At 63.3% G+C, this 17,049-nt stretch carries 18 protein-coding genes and 1 tRNA gene; all 19 read right to left on the bottom strand.

Annotation, left to right across the window (positions count from 1 at the left end; translation table 11 throughout):
- Positions 1-10: 10 nt before the first annotated feature.
- Entirely contained in the window at positions 11-1,507 is a 1,497-nt protein-coding gene (locus NX780_RS20025; protein ID WP_258829642.1) for an NADH-quinone oxidoreductase subunit M, read from the bottom strand.
- Between the two features lie 25 nt (positions 1,508-1,532).
- Positions 1,533-3,617, bottom strand: a complete 2,085-nt coding sequence (gene nuoL / locus NX780_RS20020; RefSeq protein ID WP_258829641.1) for an NADH-quinone oxidoreductase subunit L — start codon at positions 3,615-3,617, stop codon at positions 1,533-1,535.
- Between the two features lie 39 nt (positions 3,618-3,656).
- A complete protein-coding gene (gene nuoK / locus NX780_RS20015; RefSeq protein WP_027863874.1) occupies positions 3,657-3,965 on the bottom strand; it encodes an NADH-quinone oxidoreductase subunit NuoK in 309 nt (102 codons plus the stop codon).
- Complete coding sequence (locus NX780_RS20010; protein ID WP_258829640.1) at positions 3,962-4,630, bottom strand: NADH-quinone oxidoreductase subunit J; 669 nt, start codon at positions 4,628-4,630, stop codon at positions 3,962-3,964. The genes nuoK and NX780_RS20010 overlap by 4 nt, the downstream gene beginning before the upstream one ends.
- A gap of 18 nt (positions 4,631-4,648) precedes the next feature.
- Complete coding sequence (gene nuoI, locus NX780_RS20005; RefSeq protein ID WP_231059987.1) at positions 4,649-5,137, bottom strand: NADH-quinone oxidoreductase subunit NuoI; 489 nt, start codon at positions 5,135-5,137, stop codon at positions 4,649-4,651.
- A 14-nt stretch (positions 5,138-5,151) separates the two neighbouring features.
- Entirely contained in the window at positions 5,152-6,240 is a 1,089-nt protein-coding gene (gene nuoH, locus NX780_RS20000; RefSeq protein WP_258829639.1) for an NADH-quinone oxidoreductase subunit NuoH, read from the bottom strand.
- Entirely contained in the window at positions 6,240-8,579 is a 2,340-nt protein-coding gene (gene nuoG, locus NX780_RS19995; protein WP_258829638.1) for an NADH-quinone oxidoreductase subunit NuoG, read from the bottom strand. The genes nuoH and nuoG overlap by 1 nt, the downstream gene beginning before the upstream one ends.
- A gap of 20 nt (positions 8,580-8,599) precedes the next feature.
- Positions 8,600-9,895, bottom strand: coding sequence for an NADH-quinone oxidoreductase subunit NuoF (nuoF, locus tag NX780_RS19990; RefSeq protein ID WP_258829637.1), 1,296 nt, complete (start codon positions 9,893-9,895; stop codon positions 8,600-8,602).
- Positions 9,892-10,368 carry an NADH-quinone oxidoreductase subunit NuoE gene (gene nuoE / locus NX780_RS19985; protein WP_258829636.1) on the bottom strand — a complete coding sequence of 159 codons (477 nt, stop codon included), beginning with the start codon at positions 10,366-10,368 and terminating at the stop codon, positions 9,892-9,894. The genes nuoF and nuoE overlap by 4 nt, the downstream gene beginning before the upstream one ends.
- Positions 10,369-10,402: 34 nt before the next feature.
- Positions 10,403-11,656: an NADH-quinone oxidoreductase subunit D gene (locus tag NX780_RS19980; RefSeq protein ID WP_258829635.1), complete on the bottom strand. Its 1,254-nt coding sequence runs from the start codon at positions 11,654-11,656 to the stop codon at positions 10,403-10,405.
- Positions 11,656-12,249, bottom strand: coding sequence for an NADH-quinone oxidoreductase subunit C (locus NX780_RS19975; protein WP_258829634.1), 594 nt, complete (start codon positions 12,247-12,249; stop codon positions 11,656-11,658). The genes NX780_RS19980 and NX780_RS19975 overlap by 1 nt, the downstream gene beginning before the upstream one ends.
- A gap of 15 nt (positions 12,250-12,264) precedes the next feature.
- Positions 12,265-12,741, bottom strand: a complete 477-nt coding sequence (locus tag NX780_RS19970; RefSeq protein ID WP_036249088.1) for a NuoB/complex I 20 kDa subunit family protein — start codon at positions 12,739-12,741, stop codon at positions 12,265-12,267.
- Positions 12,742-12,744: 3 nt separating this feature from the next.
- Complete coding sequence (locus NX780_RS19965) at positions 12,745-13,104, bottom strand: NADH-quinone oxidoreductase subunit A (protein WP_258829633.1); 360 nt, start codon at positions 13,102-13,104, stop codon at positions 12,745-12,747.
- Positions 13,105-13,283: 179 nt separating this feature from the next.
- A tRNA-Leu gene (locus NX780_RS19960) sits at positions 13,284-13,368 on the bottom strand.
- A 249-nt stretch (positions 13,369-13,617) separates the two neighbouring features.
- The gene (gene secG / locus NX780_RS19955) at positions 13,618-14,103 is read right to left on the bottom strand and encodes a preprotein translocase subunit SecG (protein ID WP_258829632.1); all 486 of its coding nucleotides are present in this window, start codon (positions 14,101-14,103) and stop codon (positions 13,618-13,620) included.
- A gap of 50 nt (positions 14,104-14,153) precedes the next feature.
- Positions 14,154-14,915, bottom strand: coding sequence for a triose-phosphate isomerase (gene tpiA, locus NX780_RS19950; protein ID WP_258829631.1), 762 nt, complete (start codon positions 14,913-14,915; stop codon positions 14,154-14,156).
- A gap of 95 nt (positions 14,916-15,010) precedes the next feature.
- Positions 15,011-15,991 (bottom strand): NAD(P)H-quinone oxidoreductase, encoded by a 981-nt coding sequence (locus tag NX780_RS19945; RefSeq protein WP_258829630.1) that lies wholly within the window; start codon positions 15,989-15,991, stop codon positions 15,011-15,013.
- A 69-nt stretch (positions 15,992-16,060) separates the two neighbouring features.
- Complete coding sequence (locus NX780_RS19940) at positions 16,061-16,516, bottom strand: hypothetical protein (protein WP_258829629.1); 456 nt, start codon at positions 16,514-16,516, stop codon at positions 16,061-16,063.
- 27 nt (positions 16,517-16,543) lie between these two features.
- A complete protein-coding gene (locus NX780_RS19935) occupies positions 16,544-16,768 on the bottom strand; it encodes a hypothetical protein (protein ID WP_258829628.1) in 225 nt (74 codons plus the stop codon).
- Positions 16,769-17,049 lie beyond the last annotated feature (281 nt).

Here is a 17,049-nt window from a genome sequence, read left to right as displayed (position 1 = left end):
CATGGCTTATTTAAGGCACTTTGCTGACTGCGACGTGTTGCAGGAGATCGGTGACCGAGACCTGCAGGGTATCGCCGATCGGCGCCGGGTACAGGCCCATCCACAGGGTGGCGATCGCCAGCACGCCCAGGATGGCGAATTCGCGGCCGTTCAGGTCGGTCAGCTCGGCGACGTGCTTGTGCACCACCGGGCCGAACACGACGCGCTTGACCATCCACAGCGAGTAGGCGGCGCCCAGGATCAGGGCGGTGCCGGACAGCAGGCCGGTCCAGAAGTTGAATTCGACGGCGCCCAGGATGACCATGAATTCGCCGATGAAGCCGGAGGTGGCCGGCAGGCCGGCATTGGCCATCGAGAACAGCACGGCGAAGGCCGCGAACTTCGGCATCGTGTTCACGACGCCGCCGTAGTCGGCGATTTCACGCGAGTGGACGCGGTCGTACAGCACGCCGATGCACAGGAACATCGCGCCCGACACGAAGCCGTGCGAGATTGACTGCATCAGGCCGCCCTGCACGCCCAGGTCGTTGAACATGAAGAAGCCCAGGGTGACGAAGCCCATGTGGGCGATCGACGAGTAGGCGACCAGTTTCTTCATGTCTTTCTGGACCAGGGCGACCAGGCCGATGTAGATCACGGCGACCAGGGACAGCACGATCACGACCGGGGCCAGGTATTGCGAAGCGTCCGGAGCGATCGGCAGCGAGAATCGCAGGAAGCCATAGGCGCCCAGCTTCAGCATGATCGCGGCCAGCACGACGGAACCGCCGGTCGGCGCTTCCACGTGGGCGTCCGGCAGCCAGGTGTGCACCGGCCACATCGGGACCTTCACGGCGAAGGCCATGAAGAAGGCGATGAAGATCAGGATCTGCTCGTTCATCGTGAGCGGCAGCTTGTGCCATGCCAGGATGTCGAAGGAGCCCGACTGGTTGTACAGGTAGATGATCGCGACCAGGGTCAGCAGCGAGCCGAAGAACGTGTACAGGAAGAACTTGAATGCCGCATACACGCGGTTCGGGCCGCCGAACACGCCGATGATGATGTACATCGGGATCAGCGTGGCTTCGAAGAAGAAGTAGAACAGCAGGCCGTCCAGCGAGGCGAACACGCCGATCATCAGGCCCGACAGGATCAGGAAGGAACCCATGTACTGGCCGACGCGCTCTTCGATCACCTGCCAGGCCGCCAGCACCACGATGATGGTGATGAAGGCGGTCAGGGGCACGAACCACAGCGACAGGCCGTCGACGCCCAGCTTGTAGAACACATTGAAGCGTTCGATCCAGCTGGCCGACTCATAGAACTGCATGCCGTGGGCGGCATTGTCGAAGTTCATGATCAGCGGCAGGGTCGGCAGGAAGCTGACCACCGCGCCCACCAGCGACAGCAGGCGGGTGAAGCCGGCGTTCTTGTCGCGGCCGACGGCCAGGACGATCAGGCCGAAGACGATCGGGAGCCAGATCGCCAGGCTCAGGTAAGGAGGAAATGTAGAAATTGACTGCATCATTTTTCGCTTTTCTTATCGAACCCGATTAACCGCGCCAGAACGGGAAGAACCACAGCAGGGTCGCCAGCACGCCGACGATCATCACGAATGCGTAGTGATAGATGTAGCCCGTCTGGAAGGTACGGGTGATCGTCGAGAACCAGCCGACCAGCTTGGCCGAGCCGTTGACCAGCAGGCCGTCGATCAGGCCGCGGTCGCCCACTTTCCACAGGCCGCCACCGACGGCGCGTGCGCCGCCGGCGAACACGACCTCGTTGAACTTGTCCATGTAGTACTTGTTGTCCAGCAGGGTGTGCAGCGGCTTGAACTTGGCATAGAACCAGGCCGGCACGCGCGGGTTGACCATATAGCAGTAGTAAGCCGCGGCAACGCCTGCCAGTGCCAGCCAGAACGGTGCGGTCTGCAGGCCGTGCAGTGCCATCGCCATCGGGCCGTGGAACATCTCGTTCAGTTCGGCCATGGCCGGGTGGCTCGGGTTGACGGTGATGACGCCCTTGAAGAAGTCGCCATGCAGCATCGGACCGATCGCCAGGTAGCCGATGATGACCGACGGGATCGCCAGCAGGACCAGCGGCAGGGTCACGACCCATGGCGACTCGTGCGGCTTGTCGCCCGGCTGCAGGCCGTGGTGGTGGTGGTCGTCGCCGTGGTCGTCATGGGCGGAATCGCTGTGCGATTCCTCCTCATGGTGCGCATCCGAATCATGGCCTTCGCTGTGCTTGACCGGGTGGTTCCAGCGCGATTCGCCATGGAACACCAGGAAGTACATGCGGAAGGAGTAGAAGGCGGTCACGAAGACGCCGGCCAGCACCGCGAAGTTGGCGAAACCGGCGCCCGGCAGGTTCGACGCGTGCACGGCCTCGATGATCGAGTCCTTCGAGTAGAAGCCCGAGAACAACGGCGTACCGATCAGGGCCAGCGAGCCCAGCAGCGAGGTGATCCAGGTGATCGGCATGTACTTGCGCAGGCCGCCCATGTTGCGCATGTCCTGGTCGTGGTGCATGCCGATGATGACCGAACCGGCGCCGAGGAACAGCAGGGCCTTGAAGAAGGCGTGGGTCATCAGGTGGAACACGGCCACCGAGTAGGCCGACACGCCCAGTGCGACGGTCATGTAGCCCAGCTGCGACAGGGTCGAGTAAGCGACCACGCGCTTGATGTCGTTCTGGATGATGCCCAGGAAGCCCATGAACAGCGCGGTGATCGAGCCGATCACGATGATGAAGCTCAGCGCGCCGTCCGACAGCTCGAACAGCGGCGACATGCGCGACACCATGAAGATGCCGGCGGTAACCATGGTTGCAGCGTGGATCAGCGCCGAGATCGGGGTCGGGCCTTCCATCGAGTCCGGCAGCCAGACGTGCAGCGGGAACTGCGCCGACTTGCCCATTGCGCCGATGAACAGGCAGATGCAGGCTGCGGTGAGCAGCGGCCAGCCGATGCCCGGCACGGTCATCTGCGACAGCTTGTCCGCTTGCGCGAACACGTCGGTGTACTGCATCGAGCCCGACGCGGCCAGCAGCAGGCCGATACCCAGGATGAAGCCGAAGTCGCCCACGCGGTTGACCAGGAAGGCCTTCATGTTCGCGAAGATCGCGGTCGGACGGGTGTACCAGAAGCCGATCAGGAGATACGAGACCAGGCCCACCGCTTCCCAGCCGAAGAACAGCTGCAGGAAGTTGTTGGACATGACCAGCATCAGCATCGAGAAGGTGAACAGCGAGATGTACGAGAAGAAGCGGTTGTAGCCTTCGTCCTCGGCCATGTAGCCGATCGTGTAGATGTGGACCATCAGGGAGACCGAGGTCACCACGCACATCATCATCGCCGACAGCGTGTCGATCTGGAAGCCGACGGCCAGCTTGAGCGTGCCGACGGTCATCCAGGTGTAGATGTCTTCATTGAAGGTGGCGCCATCGAGCACCGCCATCAGGGTCTGGACCGAGATGATCAGTGCGATGAGAACGCCCAGGATGGTCGCCGTGTGCGACACCTTGCGGCCGACCACATTGCCGAAGAACTTGGTGCCGAGCAGGCCGGCGATCGCCGAGCCCGCCAGCGGCGCCAGAGGCACCGCCAGTAACATTGAGGAAGAGAGTTGCCCCGCCATGTTGAACCTTAATCGTTATTGTTTATCAAGCCGAGACCATCAGCCCTTCAGGCTGTCGAGGTCTTCCACATTGATCGTGTCCAGATTACGGAACAGGACCACCAGGATCGCCAGGCCGATCGCCGATTCGGCGGCCGCGACGGTCAGAATGAAGAACACGAAGATCTGCCCCGCCGCGTCTCCCAGGTAGTGCGAGAACGCGACGAAGTTCAGGTTCACCGCCAGCAGCATCAGTTCGACAGCCATCAGGAGGATGATGATGTTCTTCCGGTTCAGGAAGATCCCGATCACCGAGATCGCGAACAGGATCGCGCCCAGGATCAGGTAGTGTGCGAGCGACAAAGTCATGGTGCCTCCTTCGGTGCTGCGGCGGCTGCCTCGGCTGCTGCTTTCTGGGCAGCGGCTTCGTCGATCGCGCGCTGGTTGACCGCATCCATCTTGACGATGCGCAGGCGGTCGTTACGCTTGACGCGGACGGCGAGGCCCGGGTCGATTGCTTTGGTGTCCTTGCGCTTGCGCAGGGTCAGGGCGACGGCGGCGATGATCGCCACCAGCAGGATCACGGCCGCGATCTCGAAGCCGTAGATGTACTTGGTGTAGATCAGGAGGCCCAGTTCCTTGGTGCCGCCGATGTTCAGGGCGGCGGCTTCGGCCGACAGGTCGGTCTGGCTGTACGAACGGTACAGCACGGCGGCCATCTCGAGCACGATCAGGGCGCCGACGCCCGAGGCCAGCGGCAGGTAACCCCAGAAGCCTTCGCGCATGCGGTCGATATTAATGTCGAGCATCATGACGACGAAGAGGAAGAGCACCATCACGGCGCCGACGTAGACCAGCACCAGCACGATGGCCAGGAACTCGGCCTTCAGCAGCAGCCAGATGCCGGCCACGTTGAAGAAGGCCAGCACCAGGAACAGCGCGGCGTGGACCGGGTTCTTGGTGGTGATGACGCGCAGACTCGCCAGCACCGTGATGGTGGCGAACGCGTAGAACAGGAAAGTAGTGAATTCCATGACTTTTTCAGCCTCTTCTTATCGGTACTTCGCGTCCGCTTCGCGAGCGGCGGCGATGTCGGCTTCGTAGCGGTCGCCCACGGCGAGCAGCATCTCTTTGGTGTAGTAGAGGTCGCCGCGTTTCTCGCCGTGGTACTCCAGCACATGGGTTTCCACGATCGAGTCGACCGGGCAGGACTCTTCGCAGAAGCCGCAGAAGATGCACTTGGTCAGGTCGATGTCGTAGCGCGTGGTGCGGCGGGTGCCGTCCTCGCGCTGCGCCGATTCGATCGTGATCGCCATTGCCGGGCACACAGCCTCGCACAGCTTGCAGGCGATGCAGCGCTCTTCCCCGTTGGGGTAGCGACGCAGGGCGTGCAGGCCGCGGAAGCGGTTCGACATCGGCGTCTTCTCTTCCGGGTACTGGACCGTGATCTTGCGCGACAGCGCATACTTGCCGGTCAGGGCCAGGCCCTTGAAGAGTTCGGACAGCATCAGGCTGCCGACGATTTCTTTAATCCGATTCATTTTTGTTTGCTTCCTTACTTCACAGGCATCCAGATGTTCCACGGCGAATGCATCCAGAGCGCGACCACGACCAGCCAGATCAGGGTCAGCGGGATGAACACTTTCCAGCCCAGGCGCATGATCTGGTCATAGCGGTAGCGCGGGAAGGTGCCGCGGACCCAGATCATCAGCGAGACCATGATGAACATCTTCAGGAACAGCCAGAAGAAGCCACCAATCGCGCCGAATTGCAGGAAGCTGAACGGAGCCGACCAGCCACCCAGGAACAGGATCGCGCACAGGGTCGAGATCAGGATCATGTTGGCGTATTCGGCCAGCATGAACATCGCGTAGGACATGCCCGAATACTCGACCATGTGGCCGGCCACGATTTCCGATTCGCCTTCCACCACGTCGAAGGGGTGGCGGTTGCACTCGGCCAGGCCGGAGACGAAGTAGATGACGAACAGCGGCAGCAGCGGCAGCCAGTTCCACGACAGGAAGTTCAGGCCCATGTCGGCGAAGCGGCCCATCTGCTGGCTGGTGACGATGTCGGTCATGTTCAGGCTGCCCGTCACCATCAGCACCACCACCAGCACGAAGCCGATCGGGATCTCGTAGGAGATCATCTGGGCCGAGGCGCGCATCGCGCCCATGAACGAGTACTTCGAGTTCGAAGCCCAGCCGGCGATGATGATGCCGTAGACTTCCATCGAGGTGATCGCCATCAGGAACAGCAGGCCGGCGTTGACGTTGGCCAGCGCGGCTTGCGGACCGAAAGGCACCACCGCCCATGCGGCCAGCGCCGGCATGATGGTCATGATCGGGCCGATCACGAACAGGCTGCGGTTGGCCTTGGTCGGGATGACGATTTCCTTGAGCAGCAGCTTGACCGCGTCGGCGATCGGCTGCAGCAGGCCGCCCGGACCCACGCGGTTCGGGCCCACGCGGATCTGGATCCAGCCGATCAGCTTGCGCTCCCACAGGGTCAGGTAGGCCACCAGACCCATCAGCGGCAGCAGCACCACGACGATCTTGAGGACGTTCCAGGCCAGCGGCCAGACCGGGCCGAGGAGGTCAGCCCCGCCGGCGTTCAGCGTATCGATAAAACCGGGCGTTGCCATTATTTGCCGCCTCCTTGTGCAACTGCTTTTTCAACATTGATCGAACCGAACATCGCACCCAGGCCGGCGACGGCCGGGTGGCCGGCGGCCACGCGCACCGCGTTCGACGGCAGGCGCGCATCCACGGTGGCGACCAGCACGGCGCTGCCCGAACCCTGGGTCACGCGGACCGAGTCGCCCGACTGCACGCCGATCTGCTCGGCGACAGCCTTCGACAGGGTCACCAGCGGCGCGTTGGCGTCGGCGGTGCGCTGCAGCGGCTCCGAACGGCGCGACAGCGCGTCGGTGAAGTAGATCGGCAGGTCGGCGACGCGCTCGAGCTGGCCGGCCGGTGCGTAGGTGCCCGCGCTCAAGCCCAGCTTGGCGACGTTGTTCAGCTTGGCCGACAGGTCGGTATTGCCCTTGCCGATGGCTTCGTCGCGGATCGATTCCGAAGTCTCGTAGTCGAAGCCCGACAGGCCCAGCAGGTTGCCCAGCACGCGCAGCACTTTCCAGGCCGGACGGGTCTCGCCCAGCGGACGCACGGTGCCGTTGAAGCTCTGTGCGCGGCCTTCGCAGTTGACGAAGGTACCGGCGGTCTCGCTGAACGGCGAGATCGGCAGCAGCACGTCGGCGAAGTCCATGCCGTGCTTGAAGGCGGACATGGCGACGACCATTTCGGCGGCATCCAGGGCGGCGCGAGCCTGCTGCGGGTTGGCCGCATCCAGTTCCGGTTCCGCGTTCAGCAGCACGTAGGCTTTCTTCGGCGATGCGAAGACGGCTTCGCCTTTGCCGGTGGCGCCGACGATGTGGCCGCCCACGGTATTGGCCGCGTCGACCAGGTAGCCGAAGGAGCAGCCGGTCTGCTCGGCGATCCACTGCGCAGCGGCGTGGATCTTCGAAGCTTGCGGGTGATACGACGCAGCGTTACCGATCAGGACGGCGCCCAGGGTCTCCTGACCAACCAGGCTTGCAGCGATGGCGCGGGCACCCTCCCCTGCCTGCACGTTCTCGAAACCGCTCGGTGCATTCACACCCTTCGCGCCGGCGACGGCCGACACGACTTCCGACAGCGCAGCCAGCCAGTCGCTTGGCGCAGCGATCAGCTTGTTAGCGATCGGCATCAGCAGGTCGTCGTCCGACGCCTGCAGCAGCGACAGCTTGGCGCCGCCCTTGGTGGCGGTGCGCAGGCGGGTTGCGACCAGCGGGTGGTCCTTGCGCAGGTTCGAACCGATGACGAAGGCGCGCTTCAGTTGCGAGAAGTTTGCGATCGGCATGCCCAGCCATGGCGTGACCTGGCCGTCCAGCGCGAAATCGGTCTGGCGCAGGCGGAACTCGATGTTGTCCGAGCCAATGCCGCGGGTCATCTTGTTCAGCAGGTAGAGTTCTTCCAGCGTCGAGTGTGGGGTCGCGACAGCGGCGATGCTGTCGGCGCCGTGCTCGTGGCGGATGTTACGCAGGCCATGGGCCACGTATTCCAGCGCGGTCTGCCAGTCGGTTTCCTGCCACACGCCGCCCTGCTTGATCATCGGGTTGGTGAGACGGTCGGCATTGTCGAGCGCCTCATAGGAGAAGCGGTCCTTGTCCGACAGCCAGCATTCGTTGATGGCTTCGTTTTCCAGCGGCAGCACGCGCATGACCTTGCCGCCCTTGACCTGCACGATCAGGTTCGAGCCCAGCGAGTCGTGCGGCGCGATCGACTTGCGGCGCTGCAGTTCCCACGGACGTGCCGAGTAACGGAACGGCTTGCTGGTGAGCGCGCCGACCGGGCACAGGTCGATCATATTGCCCGACACTTCCGAGTCGACAGTCTTGCCGACGAAGGTGGTGATCTCCGAGTGCTCGCCGCGGCCGACCATGCCGAATTCCATCACGCCGGCCACTTCCTGGCCGAAACGCACGCAACGGGTGCACTGGATGCAACGCGACATCTCTTCCATCGAGATCAGCGGGCCGGCCTCTTTCGGGGCCACCACGCGCTTCTCTTCGGCATAGCGCGAACCGCTCTTGCCATAGCCGACGGCCAGGTCCTGCAGCTGGCATTCGCCGCCCTGGTCGCAGATCGGGCAATCCAGCGGGTGGTTAATGAGGAGGAACTCCATCACCGACTTCTGCGCGTGCACGGCCTTGTCGCTGTGGGTGCGCACGATCATGCCGGGCGAGACCGGGGTCGCGCAGGCAGGCAGCGGCTTGGGCGCCTTTTCCACTTCGACCAGGCACATGCGGCAGTTCGCTGCGATCGACAGTTTCTTGTGATAGCAGAAGTGCGGGATGTAGGTCCCGAGTTTGTTTGCGGCGTCCATCACCATGGAACCTGGTGCGACTTCGACTTTCTTGCCGTCTAATTCAATTTCAACCATTTGTCGTTACCTGACCTGGCTTAAAGGTAAGTGGGCACGAGGCAATGCTTGTGCTCGATGTGATATTCGAATTCCTCGCGGAAGTTCTTGATCATGGCGCGAACCGGCATCGCGGCGGCATCGCCCAGCGCGCAGATGGTGCGGCCCTGGATGTTGTCGGCGATCGAGTTCAGCAGATCCATGTCTTCCGGACGGCCCTGGCCGTGTTCGATGCGGTGGACCATGCGGTACATCCAGCCGGTGCCTTCACGGCACGGGGTGCACTGGCCGCACGATTCCTCGTAGTAGAAGTACGAGAGACGCAGCAGCGACTTGACCATGCACCGGGTCTCGTCCATGACGATCACGGCGCCAGAACCCAGCATCGAGCCGGCCTTCGCGATCGAGTCGTAGTCGAGGTCGGTCTGCATCATGACGTCGCCGCGCACCACGGGCGCCGACGAACCGCCAGGAATCACGGCCTTGATCTTCTTGCCGCCGCGCATACCGCCGGCCAGCTCCATCAGCTTGGCGAACGGCGTGCCCAGCGGGACTTCGTAGTTGCCCGGACGCTCGACGTCGCCCGAGATCGAGAAGATCTTGGTGCCGCCGTTGTTCGGCTTGCCGAGGCCCATGTAGTTCTCGGCGCCGATGTTCAGGATGAACGGGACGGCCGCGAAGGTCTCGGTGTTGTTGATGGTGGTCGGCTTGCCGTACAGGCCGAACGAGGCCGGGAACGGCGGCTTGAAGCGCGGCTGGCCCTTCTTGCCTTCCAGCGACTCGAGCAGCGCGGTTTCTTCGCCGCAGATGTAGGCGCCGTAGCCGTGGTGCGCGTGCAGCTGGAAGCTGAACTGCGAACCCATGATGTTATCGCCCAGGAAGCCGGCGGCGCGCGCCTCTTCCAGCGCCTCTTCGAAGCGCAGGTATTCCTGGAAGATCTCGCCGTGGATGTAGTTGTAGCCCACGGTGATGCCCATCGCGTAGGCGCCGATGGCCATGCCTTCGATCAGCGCATGCGGGTTGTAGCGGATGATGTCGCGGTCCTTGAAGGTACCCGGCTCGCCTTCGTCGGTGTTGCAGACGAGGTATTTCTGGCCGGGGTACTGGCGCGGCATGAAGCTCCACTTCAGGCCGGTCGGGAAACCGGCGCCGCCGCGGCCGCGCAGGCCCGAGGTCTTCAGGTCGGCGATGATCTGTTCCGGCGAGATGCCCTCTTCCAGGATGCGGCGCAGCGCCGAATAGCCGCCACGCTTGACGTAGTCGGCCAGGTGCCAGTTCTCGCCGTTCAGGTCCTTGAGGATCAGCGGATTGATGTGACGGTCGTGCAGGCTGGTCATTTGTTCAGTTCCTCAAGCAGGGCGTCGATCTTCTCGTCGCTCATGAACGAGCACATGCGGTGGTTATTCACCAGCATCACAGGTGCGTCGCCGCAGGCGCCCATGCACTCGCCTTCCAGCAGGGTGAATTTGCCGTCTTCGGTGGTGTCGCGGTAGCCGATGCCCAGTGCATCCTTGATGCGCTGGCCGGCGCGCTCGCCGCCCGACAGGGCGCACGGCAGGTTGGTGCACACGGTGATCTTGTGCTTGCCGACCGGCTTGATGTTGTACATGTTGTAGAAGGTCGCCACTTCCTGCACGGCGATGGCCGGCATGCCGATGTAGTCGGCGATTTCCTGCATGGTTTCCGGCGACAGCCAGCCCAGTTCGACCTGGGCGTGGGCCAGCGAAGCCATGACGGCCGACTGGCGTTGATCGGCTGGGTACTTGGCCAGCTCGCGATCGATTTTCTTGTAGGTTTCCTGCGATAACATAATAAGATCCGAAATTAGTTAGCGGAGGCCCGCCTCACCGGTCGATACTGCCGAACACGATGTCCTGGGTACCGATGATCGCGACTGCGTCGGCGATCATGTGGCCGCGCGACATTTCGTCGAGGCTCTGCAGGTGGACATAGTCCGGGGTGCGGATCTTCAGGCGATACGGCTTATTCGCGCCGTCCGACACGATGTAGATGCCGAACTCGCCCTTCGGGTGCTCGACCGCCGCATAGGCCTCGCCTTCCGGCACATGGAAGCCTTCGGTGAACAGCTTGAAGTGGTGGATCAGCGATTCCATGTTGGACTTCATGTCCATGCGGCTCGGCGGGGCGATCTTGTTGTTGTCGATCATCACCGGACCCTGGTTCACGCGCAGCCAGGCGATGCACTGCTTGATGATGCGGTTCGACTGGCGCATTTCTTCGATGCGCACCAGGTAGCGGTCGTAGGAGTCGCCGTTGGTGCCGACCGGGATGTCGAACTCGACCTTGTCGTAGGCGGCATACGGCTGCTTCTTGCGCAGGTCCCAGGCCACGCCCGAGCCGCGCAGCATGGCGCCGGTGAAGCCCATCGCCTTCGCGTCTTCCGGCGAGACCACGCCGATGCCCACGGTGCGCTGCTTCCAGATACGGTTATCGGTCAGCAGGGTTTCGTATTCATCGACGTAGCCGTCGAAGCGCTTGGTGAAGGCATCCAGGAAGTCCAGCACCGAACCCTGGCGGTCGCGGTTCAGTTCGTCGATGGCTTTCTTCGAGCGGATCGGCGATTCCTTGTGCTGCGGCATGCGGTCCGGCAGGTCGCGGTAGACGCCGCCCGGACGGTAGTAGGCCGCGTGCATGCGCGCGCCCGAGACGGCCTCATACACGTCGAACAGGTCTTCGCGGTCACGGAAGGCATACAGGAACGGACCCATGGCGCCGATGTCGAGCGCGTGCGCGCCCAGCCACATCAGGTGGTTCAGGATGCGGGTGATCTCGTCGAACATCGTGCGGATGTACTGGGCGCGGATCGGGGCTTCGATGCCCAGCAGCTTCTCGATCGCCAGCACGTAGCCGTGCTCGTTGCACATCATCGACACGTAGTCGAGGCGGTCCATGTAGGGAACCGATTGCAGGTAGGTGCGGGTCTCGGCCAGCTTCTCGGTGCCGCGGTGCAGCAGGCCGATGTGCGGGTCGGCGCGCTGGATCACTTCGCCGTCCAGCTCCAGCACGAGGCGCAGCACGCCGTGTGCTGCCGGGTGCTGCGGACCAAAGTTCAGGGTGTAATTCTTAAGCTCAGCCATTATTTCGTCCCGTAGGTTTCTTCGCGGATCACGCGCGGGATGTTCTCGCGCGGTTCGATCGTCACCGGTTGGTAGATCACGCGTTTCTGTTCAGGGTCGTAGCGCATCTCGACATAGCCCGTGATCGGGAAGTCCTTGCGGAACGGGTGGCCGATGAAGCCGTAGTCGGTCAGGATGCGGCGCAGGTCGCCGTGGCCGTCGAACAGGATGCCGAACAGGTCGAAGGCTTCGCGTTCGAACCAGTTGGCGGCGCGCCAGATGCCGGTGATCGATTCGACCAGGGGCATGTCGTCGTCCGGGCAGAACACGCGTACGCGCACGCGCCAGTTGTGCTCCAGCGACAGCAGGTGCACGACCACCGCGAAGCGGGCGCCGTCCCAGGTGCCTTCGCCGTATTGCGAGTAATCGACGCCGCACAGGTCGATCATTTCTTCGAAGCGCAGGGTCGGGTCGTCGCGCAGGGTCTGCATCGACTTGATGTAGTCGGCGGCCTTGACCACCACAGTCACTTCGCCCAGCGCCGAGCTAATCGCAGCGCCCTCGCCCAGTGCGTTTTTCAGGGCGAGTTCAAGGGTTTCGAGTTTCGTCGTCATGGTGTTTCGCTGTTCTTAGCGCGCGATGGTATTGGTGCGCTTGATCTTGTTCTGCAGCTGCAGGATGCCGTACAGCAGGGCTTCCGCGGTCGGCGGGCAGCCCGGCACGTAGACGTCGACCGGCACGATGCGGTCGCAGCCGCGCACCACCGAGTAGGAGTAGTGGTAGTAACCGCCGCCGTTGGCGCAGGAACCCATCGAGATCACCCAGCGCGGCTCGGCCATCTGGTCGTACACCTTGCGCAGTGCGGGAGCCATCTTGTTGCACAGCGTACCGGCGACGATCATGACGTCCGACTGGCGCGGCGAGGGGCGGAACACAATGCCAAAGCGGTCGAGATCGTAGCGGGCGGCGCCCACATGCATCATCTCGACCGCGCAGCATGCCAGACCGAACGTCATCGGGAACATCGATCCCGTGCGCGCCCAGTTGATCAGCTTATCGGCTGTGGTGGTAATGAAACCTTCGTTTAATACGCCTTCAATTGCCATGGCTTATTCCCAATCAAGGGCACCTTTCTTCCAGATGTACCAGAAGCCCACGACGAATTCGGCGATGAACACCATCATCGTGATGAAACCGGTCCAGCCCAGTTCGCGCATCGAGACGCCCCATGGGAAGAAGAATGCCGTTTCCAGATCAAACAAAATAAACAGGATCGCCACCAGGTAGTAGCGAACGTCGAACTTCATGCGCGCGTCTTCGAAGGCCTCGAAGCCGCATTCATACGGGGAGAGCTTGGCTGCGTCGGGGCGGTGCGGACCGAGGATGCGGCCGAGCACCTGCGGGGCAACGCCGACGCCGATGCCAATCAGGATAAAGAGAAGGACGGGGAAGTAATTTTCGAGGTTCACGTGAAGCCTATTTGAACGATCGGTTAATGAAACACTGCAGAGGTGCAGCGCCGAATCGCGCGAACCTGGCCCGGTTGACCGGTTGAATGCCACCAGGACCGTACGATTGATCCTCGTAAAAAAGCCAGCTCAGGCAGGAGAGCGGTTGCTCATCGCCCTTGCTGGCTCTTTCATAATCTTGGTGCCGACGGCGAGACTCGAACTCGCACAGCTTGCGCCACTACCCCCTCAAGATAGCGTGTCTACCAATTTCACCACGTCGGCTGGAGACCAGTATTTTAACCTGCTTTAGCACTACTTTTCAATGCACAAATTGCGCTATCACAAGGAATTTACGCAATTACTCAACATTTCTTTGATGACTGCAAACCTTCCTGCGGCGCCATCGAGAATGAGTGCTATTTAGCGAGACCAATCTACTGCTTTGCGCGGGAGAGCGGCCCGCAGCGAGCCGCATTCTACCGCTAATCGCGAACAGGCGTGCGACGCCTGCCTGGCGATGGAGGACTGCAATTACTTGGTGGCCGGAGCCGGTGCGGCAGGTGCAGCAGGCGCGGCGGCGGCCGGAGCGGCGGTGCTCGGCGCAGGATTGGACACACCCGGGGTTTGCGGGATGTCGTTGACCGGCACGGCCGGGGCGTTGGCGGCGCCGGCGTTCGGACCTGCGCCCGGGACGTCGCTCGGGATGCCGGTGGCCGGCGCCTGCGAGGACGGCACGGTCACGCGCTCCATCACGCCACCGTCGGTGCCCGGACGGGCGCGGTCGTTGCCCACCCAGGCCAGGGCCAGGGTCGAGGTGAAGAAGATGGCGGCGGCGACGGCAGTCGACTTCGACAGGAAGTTCGACGAACCGGAGGCGCCGAACAGGCTGCCCGAAGCACCCGAACCAAAGGCGGCGCCCATGTCGGCGCCCTTGCCGTGCTGGACCAGCACCAGGCCGATGATGGCCAGGGCCGAAATGACCTGCACAACAATAATCAGATTAAAGAAGGTGCTCATTGCAATTCCATTTCCAAGTTAAGACGTTTCAAATACTTATTAATTGTTCTTCACTGCGCGGCGCGCGAGGCCGCCTCGATGATCGCGAGGAAATCCGCCGCCTTCAGGGCTGCGCCACCGATCAGGCCGCCGTCGATGTCCGGCTGCGCCATCAGGTCCGCCGCATTATCCGGCTTCATGCTGCCGCCGTACAGCACCAGCACGTTTTCCGCCGCCTCGGCGTTGCAAGCGCGCAGTTTTTCGCGCAGGGCAGCATGCACTTCCTGGGCCATGGCCGGAGTCGCCGTCTTGCCGGTGCCGATCGCCCACACGGGTTCGTAGGCCACCACCAGCTTGCCGACGGCCGCCGGGCCGACCTGCGCCAGCACCGCGTCCAGCTGGGCGCCGACCACTTCCATGGTCTGCCCTGCTTCGCGCTGCACCAGCGTTTCGCCGACGCAGACGATCGGCGTCAGACCCGCGTCCAGCGCCGATTGCGCCTTGCGCGCCACCAACTCGTTCGTCTCGCCATGGTAGGCGCGCCGCTCGGAGTGGCCGACGATCACGTAGCGGCAACCGAAATCCTGCAGCATCGAAGCACACACCTCGCCGGTATAGGCGCCGGGCTGCTGGCAGGACACGTCCTGCGCGCCCCAGGCCAGGGCGGATCCCGTCAGGATGTCCTGGCACTGATGGAGATAAGGCGCCGGCACGCAGACCGCGCTGGCGGCCTTCGCATCCTGCAAGCCTTCGAGGATACCGGTCAGGAGCATGGCATTGGCCGCGCGGCTGCCGTTCATTTTCCAGTTACCGACGACGAGTTTTGGACGCATACGATCCTACAGTTAAATAACCCGCTATTCTAGCGGTCGAATATGTGGCGGTCAAACAATGGCTGAGCCGCCTACTTTCCTTTTGTATCAATCGCTTAGGCGACTTCCAGCACGATCTTGCCGACGTGCGTGCTCGACTCCATGAGCGCATGCGCAGCGGCCGCCTGCTCGAGCGGGAAGCTGCGGTAAATGACCGGCTTGAGTTTGCCCTGTCCGAACAGCGGCCAGACGCGCTCGCGCAAGTTGCGGGCGATCGCCGCCTTGAAGGCGACCGGGCGGGGGCGCAGGGTCGAGCCGCTGATGTGCAAGCGGCGGCGCAGTACCTGGCCGAGGTCGATCTCGGCCTTCGCGCCGCCCAGCAGCGCGATCAGGGCGATGCGGCCATCGTCGGCCAGGCAGTCGATCTCGCGCGGGATGTAGTCGCCGGCGACCATGTCGAGGATGACGTCGACGCCCTTCCCGCCCGTCAGTTCTTTTACGACTGCGGCAAAATCCTCGGTCTTGTAATTGATGCCGCGCTCCGCGCCCAGCTGTTCGCAGGCGCGGCATTTCTCGTCGGAGCCGGCGGTCGCGAAGACGCGGTGGCCGAGCGCGGCCGCCAGCTGGATCGCGGTCACGCCGATGCCGGAGGTGCCACCTTGCACCAGCAGGGTTTCGCCCGGCGACAATTGCGCGCGGTCGAAGACGTTGGTCCAGACGGTGAAGAAAGTCTCGGGCAGCGAGGCCGCTTCCAGCGGGCTCAGGCCGTGTGGAATCGGCAGGCACTGCTCGGCCGGCGCCGCGCAGTATTCCGCGTAGCCGCCGCCCTGCACCAGCGCGCAGACCATGTCGCCCTTCGCAAAACCGGCCGCTGCGCAGTCGCCGTCGACGATCTCGCCCGCCACTTCCAGGCCCGGCAGGCTTGATGCGCCCGGCGGCACCGGGTATTTGCCCAGGCGTTGCAGTACGTCGGGGCGGTTGATGCCGGCCGCGTGCACCTTGATCAGCACTTCGCCCGGCTTCAGGGTCGGCACCGGGCGTTCGCACAACTGCAGGACGTCCGGCTTGCCGGGCTGCGTGATTTCGATGGCGCGCATGACAACTCCCGTGTTGAAAAAACCGCAATTGTAAGGGAGGGAGGGAAAACCTGCGCGTCCGGTTTCATCTCAAGCGCGGTAGCGGGTGCTGCGGCGGCCGTCGTGCGACAGGTGCGGCAGGCAGGAACGAACGGCTTCCCGCTCGACGCTGTCGCCGCAGCGCGACACCAGGCGCACGGAACAGGAAAAGGGCTCGCCGCCGCACATGTAATAGCTCGGCAGCGGCAAGGGAGGCAGTCCGAAGGCCAAGGACACGGTCGCGGTCTGCAGATCGTCGACGCCGCTGCCGTGCCGATGCAGCGCATCGCGGAGATAACCGGACCAGTACTGCGCCGCAGCGACCGATGCGGGTGTGCCAGGCTGCGCGACGACGCGAAGTAGGTCGAGTTCCACCCGCATGCCGGTTGCCCGCGTCTCCGTATAGAGCACGCCCGGCGCCCAGTAGCCGATGAAGTCGTTGTTACGGCTGACAAAGCTGTCGAGCAGCCCCGCCGCGGTATGCTTGAGCCAGCGTTTGGCGATCATGTCCGTCCCCTTTGGAACGACAGTGTATCAAGCTCGGGGATGCAGTCCCGGACCGACGCCCAACAAGGTATCGCGCCGCAGCCGCAACCGCGTGTGCGGCGTCCGGATGCCCGCGCTCATGCCCCAGGCCGCGGCCCAGCGCAGCGCGCGATCGGTGTCCGGACCGAAGGGCCGGGCCGCCGATGCCCGCTTGAGGGCGGCCGACATGCGCTGCATGGCGTAGAGCTTTTTGGTGGAAACGATCTTGGCCATGGGTCCAAGATACGGTTTCCACCGCGCGGTGACGGTGCCGTACTTAACTCATGGCGCTGTCACCGTTTGCTGTTGGGTCAGGGTGAACTGTCGAGCTGCTTCGCTGTCTGATTGCCATCTCGGTCGATAGCGGAGGCGGCAATGCAAGCGGCGGGCTTCAGGAGGTGGCTGGCACGAGCAAGGCATCTTGACCGGCGCCAGCGTGAGCAATTGCTTGCGTTACTGGGCCCGGCAATCGGACTCGACCGGGTCTGTACCGCCATCGACGGGGCGCGACCGGC

Source organism: Massilia agri (genome assembly GCF_024753255.1).
GTDB lineage: Bacteria > Pseudomonadota > Gammaproteobacteria > Burkholderiales > Burkholderiaceae_D > Telluria > Telluria agri.
Note: the sequence above shows the minus strand (reverse complement) of the source record. Positions and strands in the feature narration are given on the sequence as shown.

What these genes read in the sequence shown, in the direction of transcription:
- NX780_RS20025 (WP_258829642.1), bottom strand. Translation starts at nt 1,507, where the DNA reads ATGATGCAGTCAATTTCTACATTTCCTCCTTACCTGAGCCTGGCGATC.
- nuoL (WP_258829641.1), bottom strand. Translation starts at nt 3,617, where the DNA reads ATGGCGGGGCAACTCTCTTCCTCAATGTTACTGGCGGTGCCTCTGGCG.
- nuoK (WP_027863874.1), bottom strand. Translation starts at nt 3,965, where the DNA reads ATGACTTTGTCGCTCGCACACTACCTGATCCTGGGCGCGATCCTGTTC.
- NX780_RS20010 (WP_258829640.1), bottom strand. Translation starts at nt 4,630, where the DNA reads ATGGAATTCACTACTTTCCTGTTCTACGCGTTCGCCACCATCACGGTG.
- nuoI (WP_231059987.1), bottom strand. Translation starts at nt 5,137, where the DNA reads ATGAATCGGATTAAAGAAATCGTCGGCAGCCTGATGCTGTCCGAACTC.
- nuoH (WP_258829639.1), bottom strand. Translation starts at nt 6,240, where the DNA reads ATGGCAACGCCCGGTTTTATCGATACGCTGAACGCCGGCGGGGCTGAC.
- nuoG (WP_258829638.1), bottom strand. Translation starts at nt 8,579, where the DNA reads ATGGTTGAAATTGAATTAGACGGCAAGAAAGTCGAAGTCGCACCAGGT.
- nuoF (WP_258829637.1), bottom strand. Translation starts at nt 9,895, where the DNA reads ATGACCAGCCTGCACGACCGTCACATCAATCCGCTGATCCTCAAGGAC.
- nuoE (WP_258829636.1), bottom strand. Translation starts at nt 10,368, where the DNA reads ATGTTATCGCAGGAAACCTACAAGAAAATCGATCGCGAGCTGGCCAAG.
- NX780_RS19980 (WP_258829635.1), bottom strand. Translation starts at nt 11,656, where the DNA reads ATGGCTGAGCTTAAGAATTACACCCTGAACTTTGGTCCGCAGCACCCG.
- NX780_RS19975 (WP_258829634.1), bottom strand. Translation starts at nt 12,249, where the DNA reads ATGACGACGAAACTCGAAACCCTTGAACTCGCCCTGAAAAACGCACTG.
- NX780_RS19970 (WP_036249088.1), bottom strand. Translation starts at nt 12,741, where the DNA reads ATGGCAATTGAAGGCGTATTAAACGAAGGTTTCATTACCACCACAGCC.
- secG (WP_258829632.1), bottom strand. Translation starts at nt 14,103, where the DNA reads ATGAGCACCTTCTTTAATCTGATTATTGTTGTGCAGGTCATTTCGGCC.
- tpiA (WP_258829631.1), bottom strand. Translation starts at nt 14,915, where the DNA reads ATGCGTCCAAAACTCGTCGTCGGTAACTGGAAAATGAACGGCAGCCGC.
- NX780_RS19945 (WP_258829630.1), bottom strand. Translation starts at nt 15,991, where the DNA reads ATGCGCGCCATCGAAATCACGCAGCCCGGCAAGCCGGACGTCCTGCAG.
- NX780_RS19940 (WP_258829629.1), bottom strand. Translation starts at nt 16,516, where the DNA reads ATGATCGCCAAACGCTGGCTCAAGCATACCGCGGCGGGGCTGCTCGAC.
- NX780_RS19935 (WP_258829628.1), bottom strand. Translation starts at nt 16,768, where the DNA reads ATGGCCAAGATCGTTTCCACCAAAAAGCTCTACGCCATGCAGCGCATG.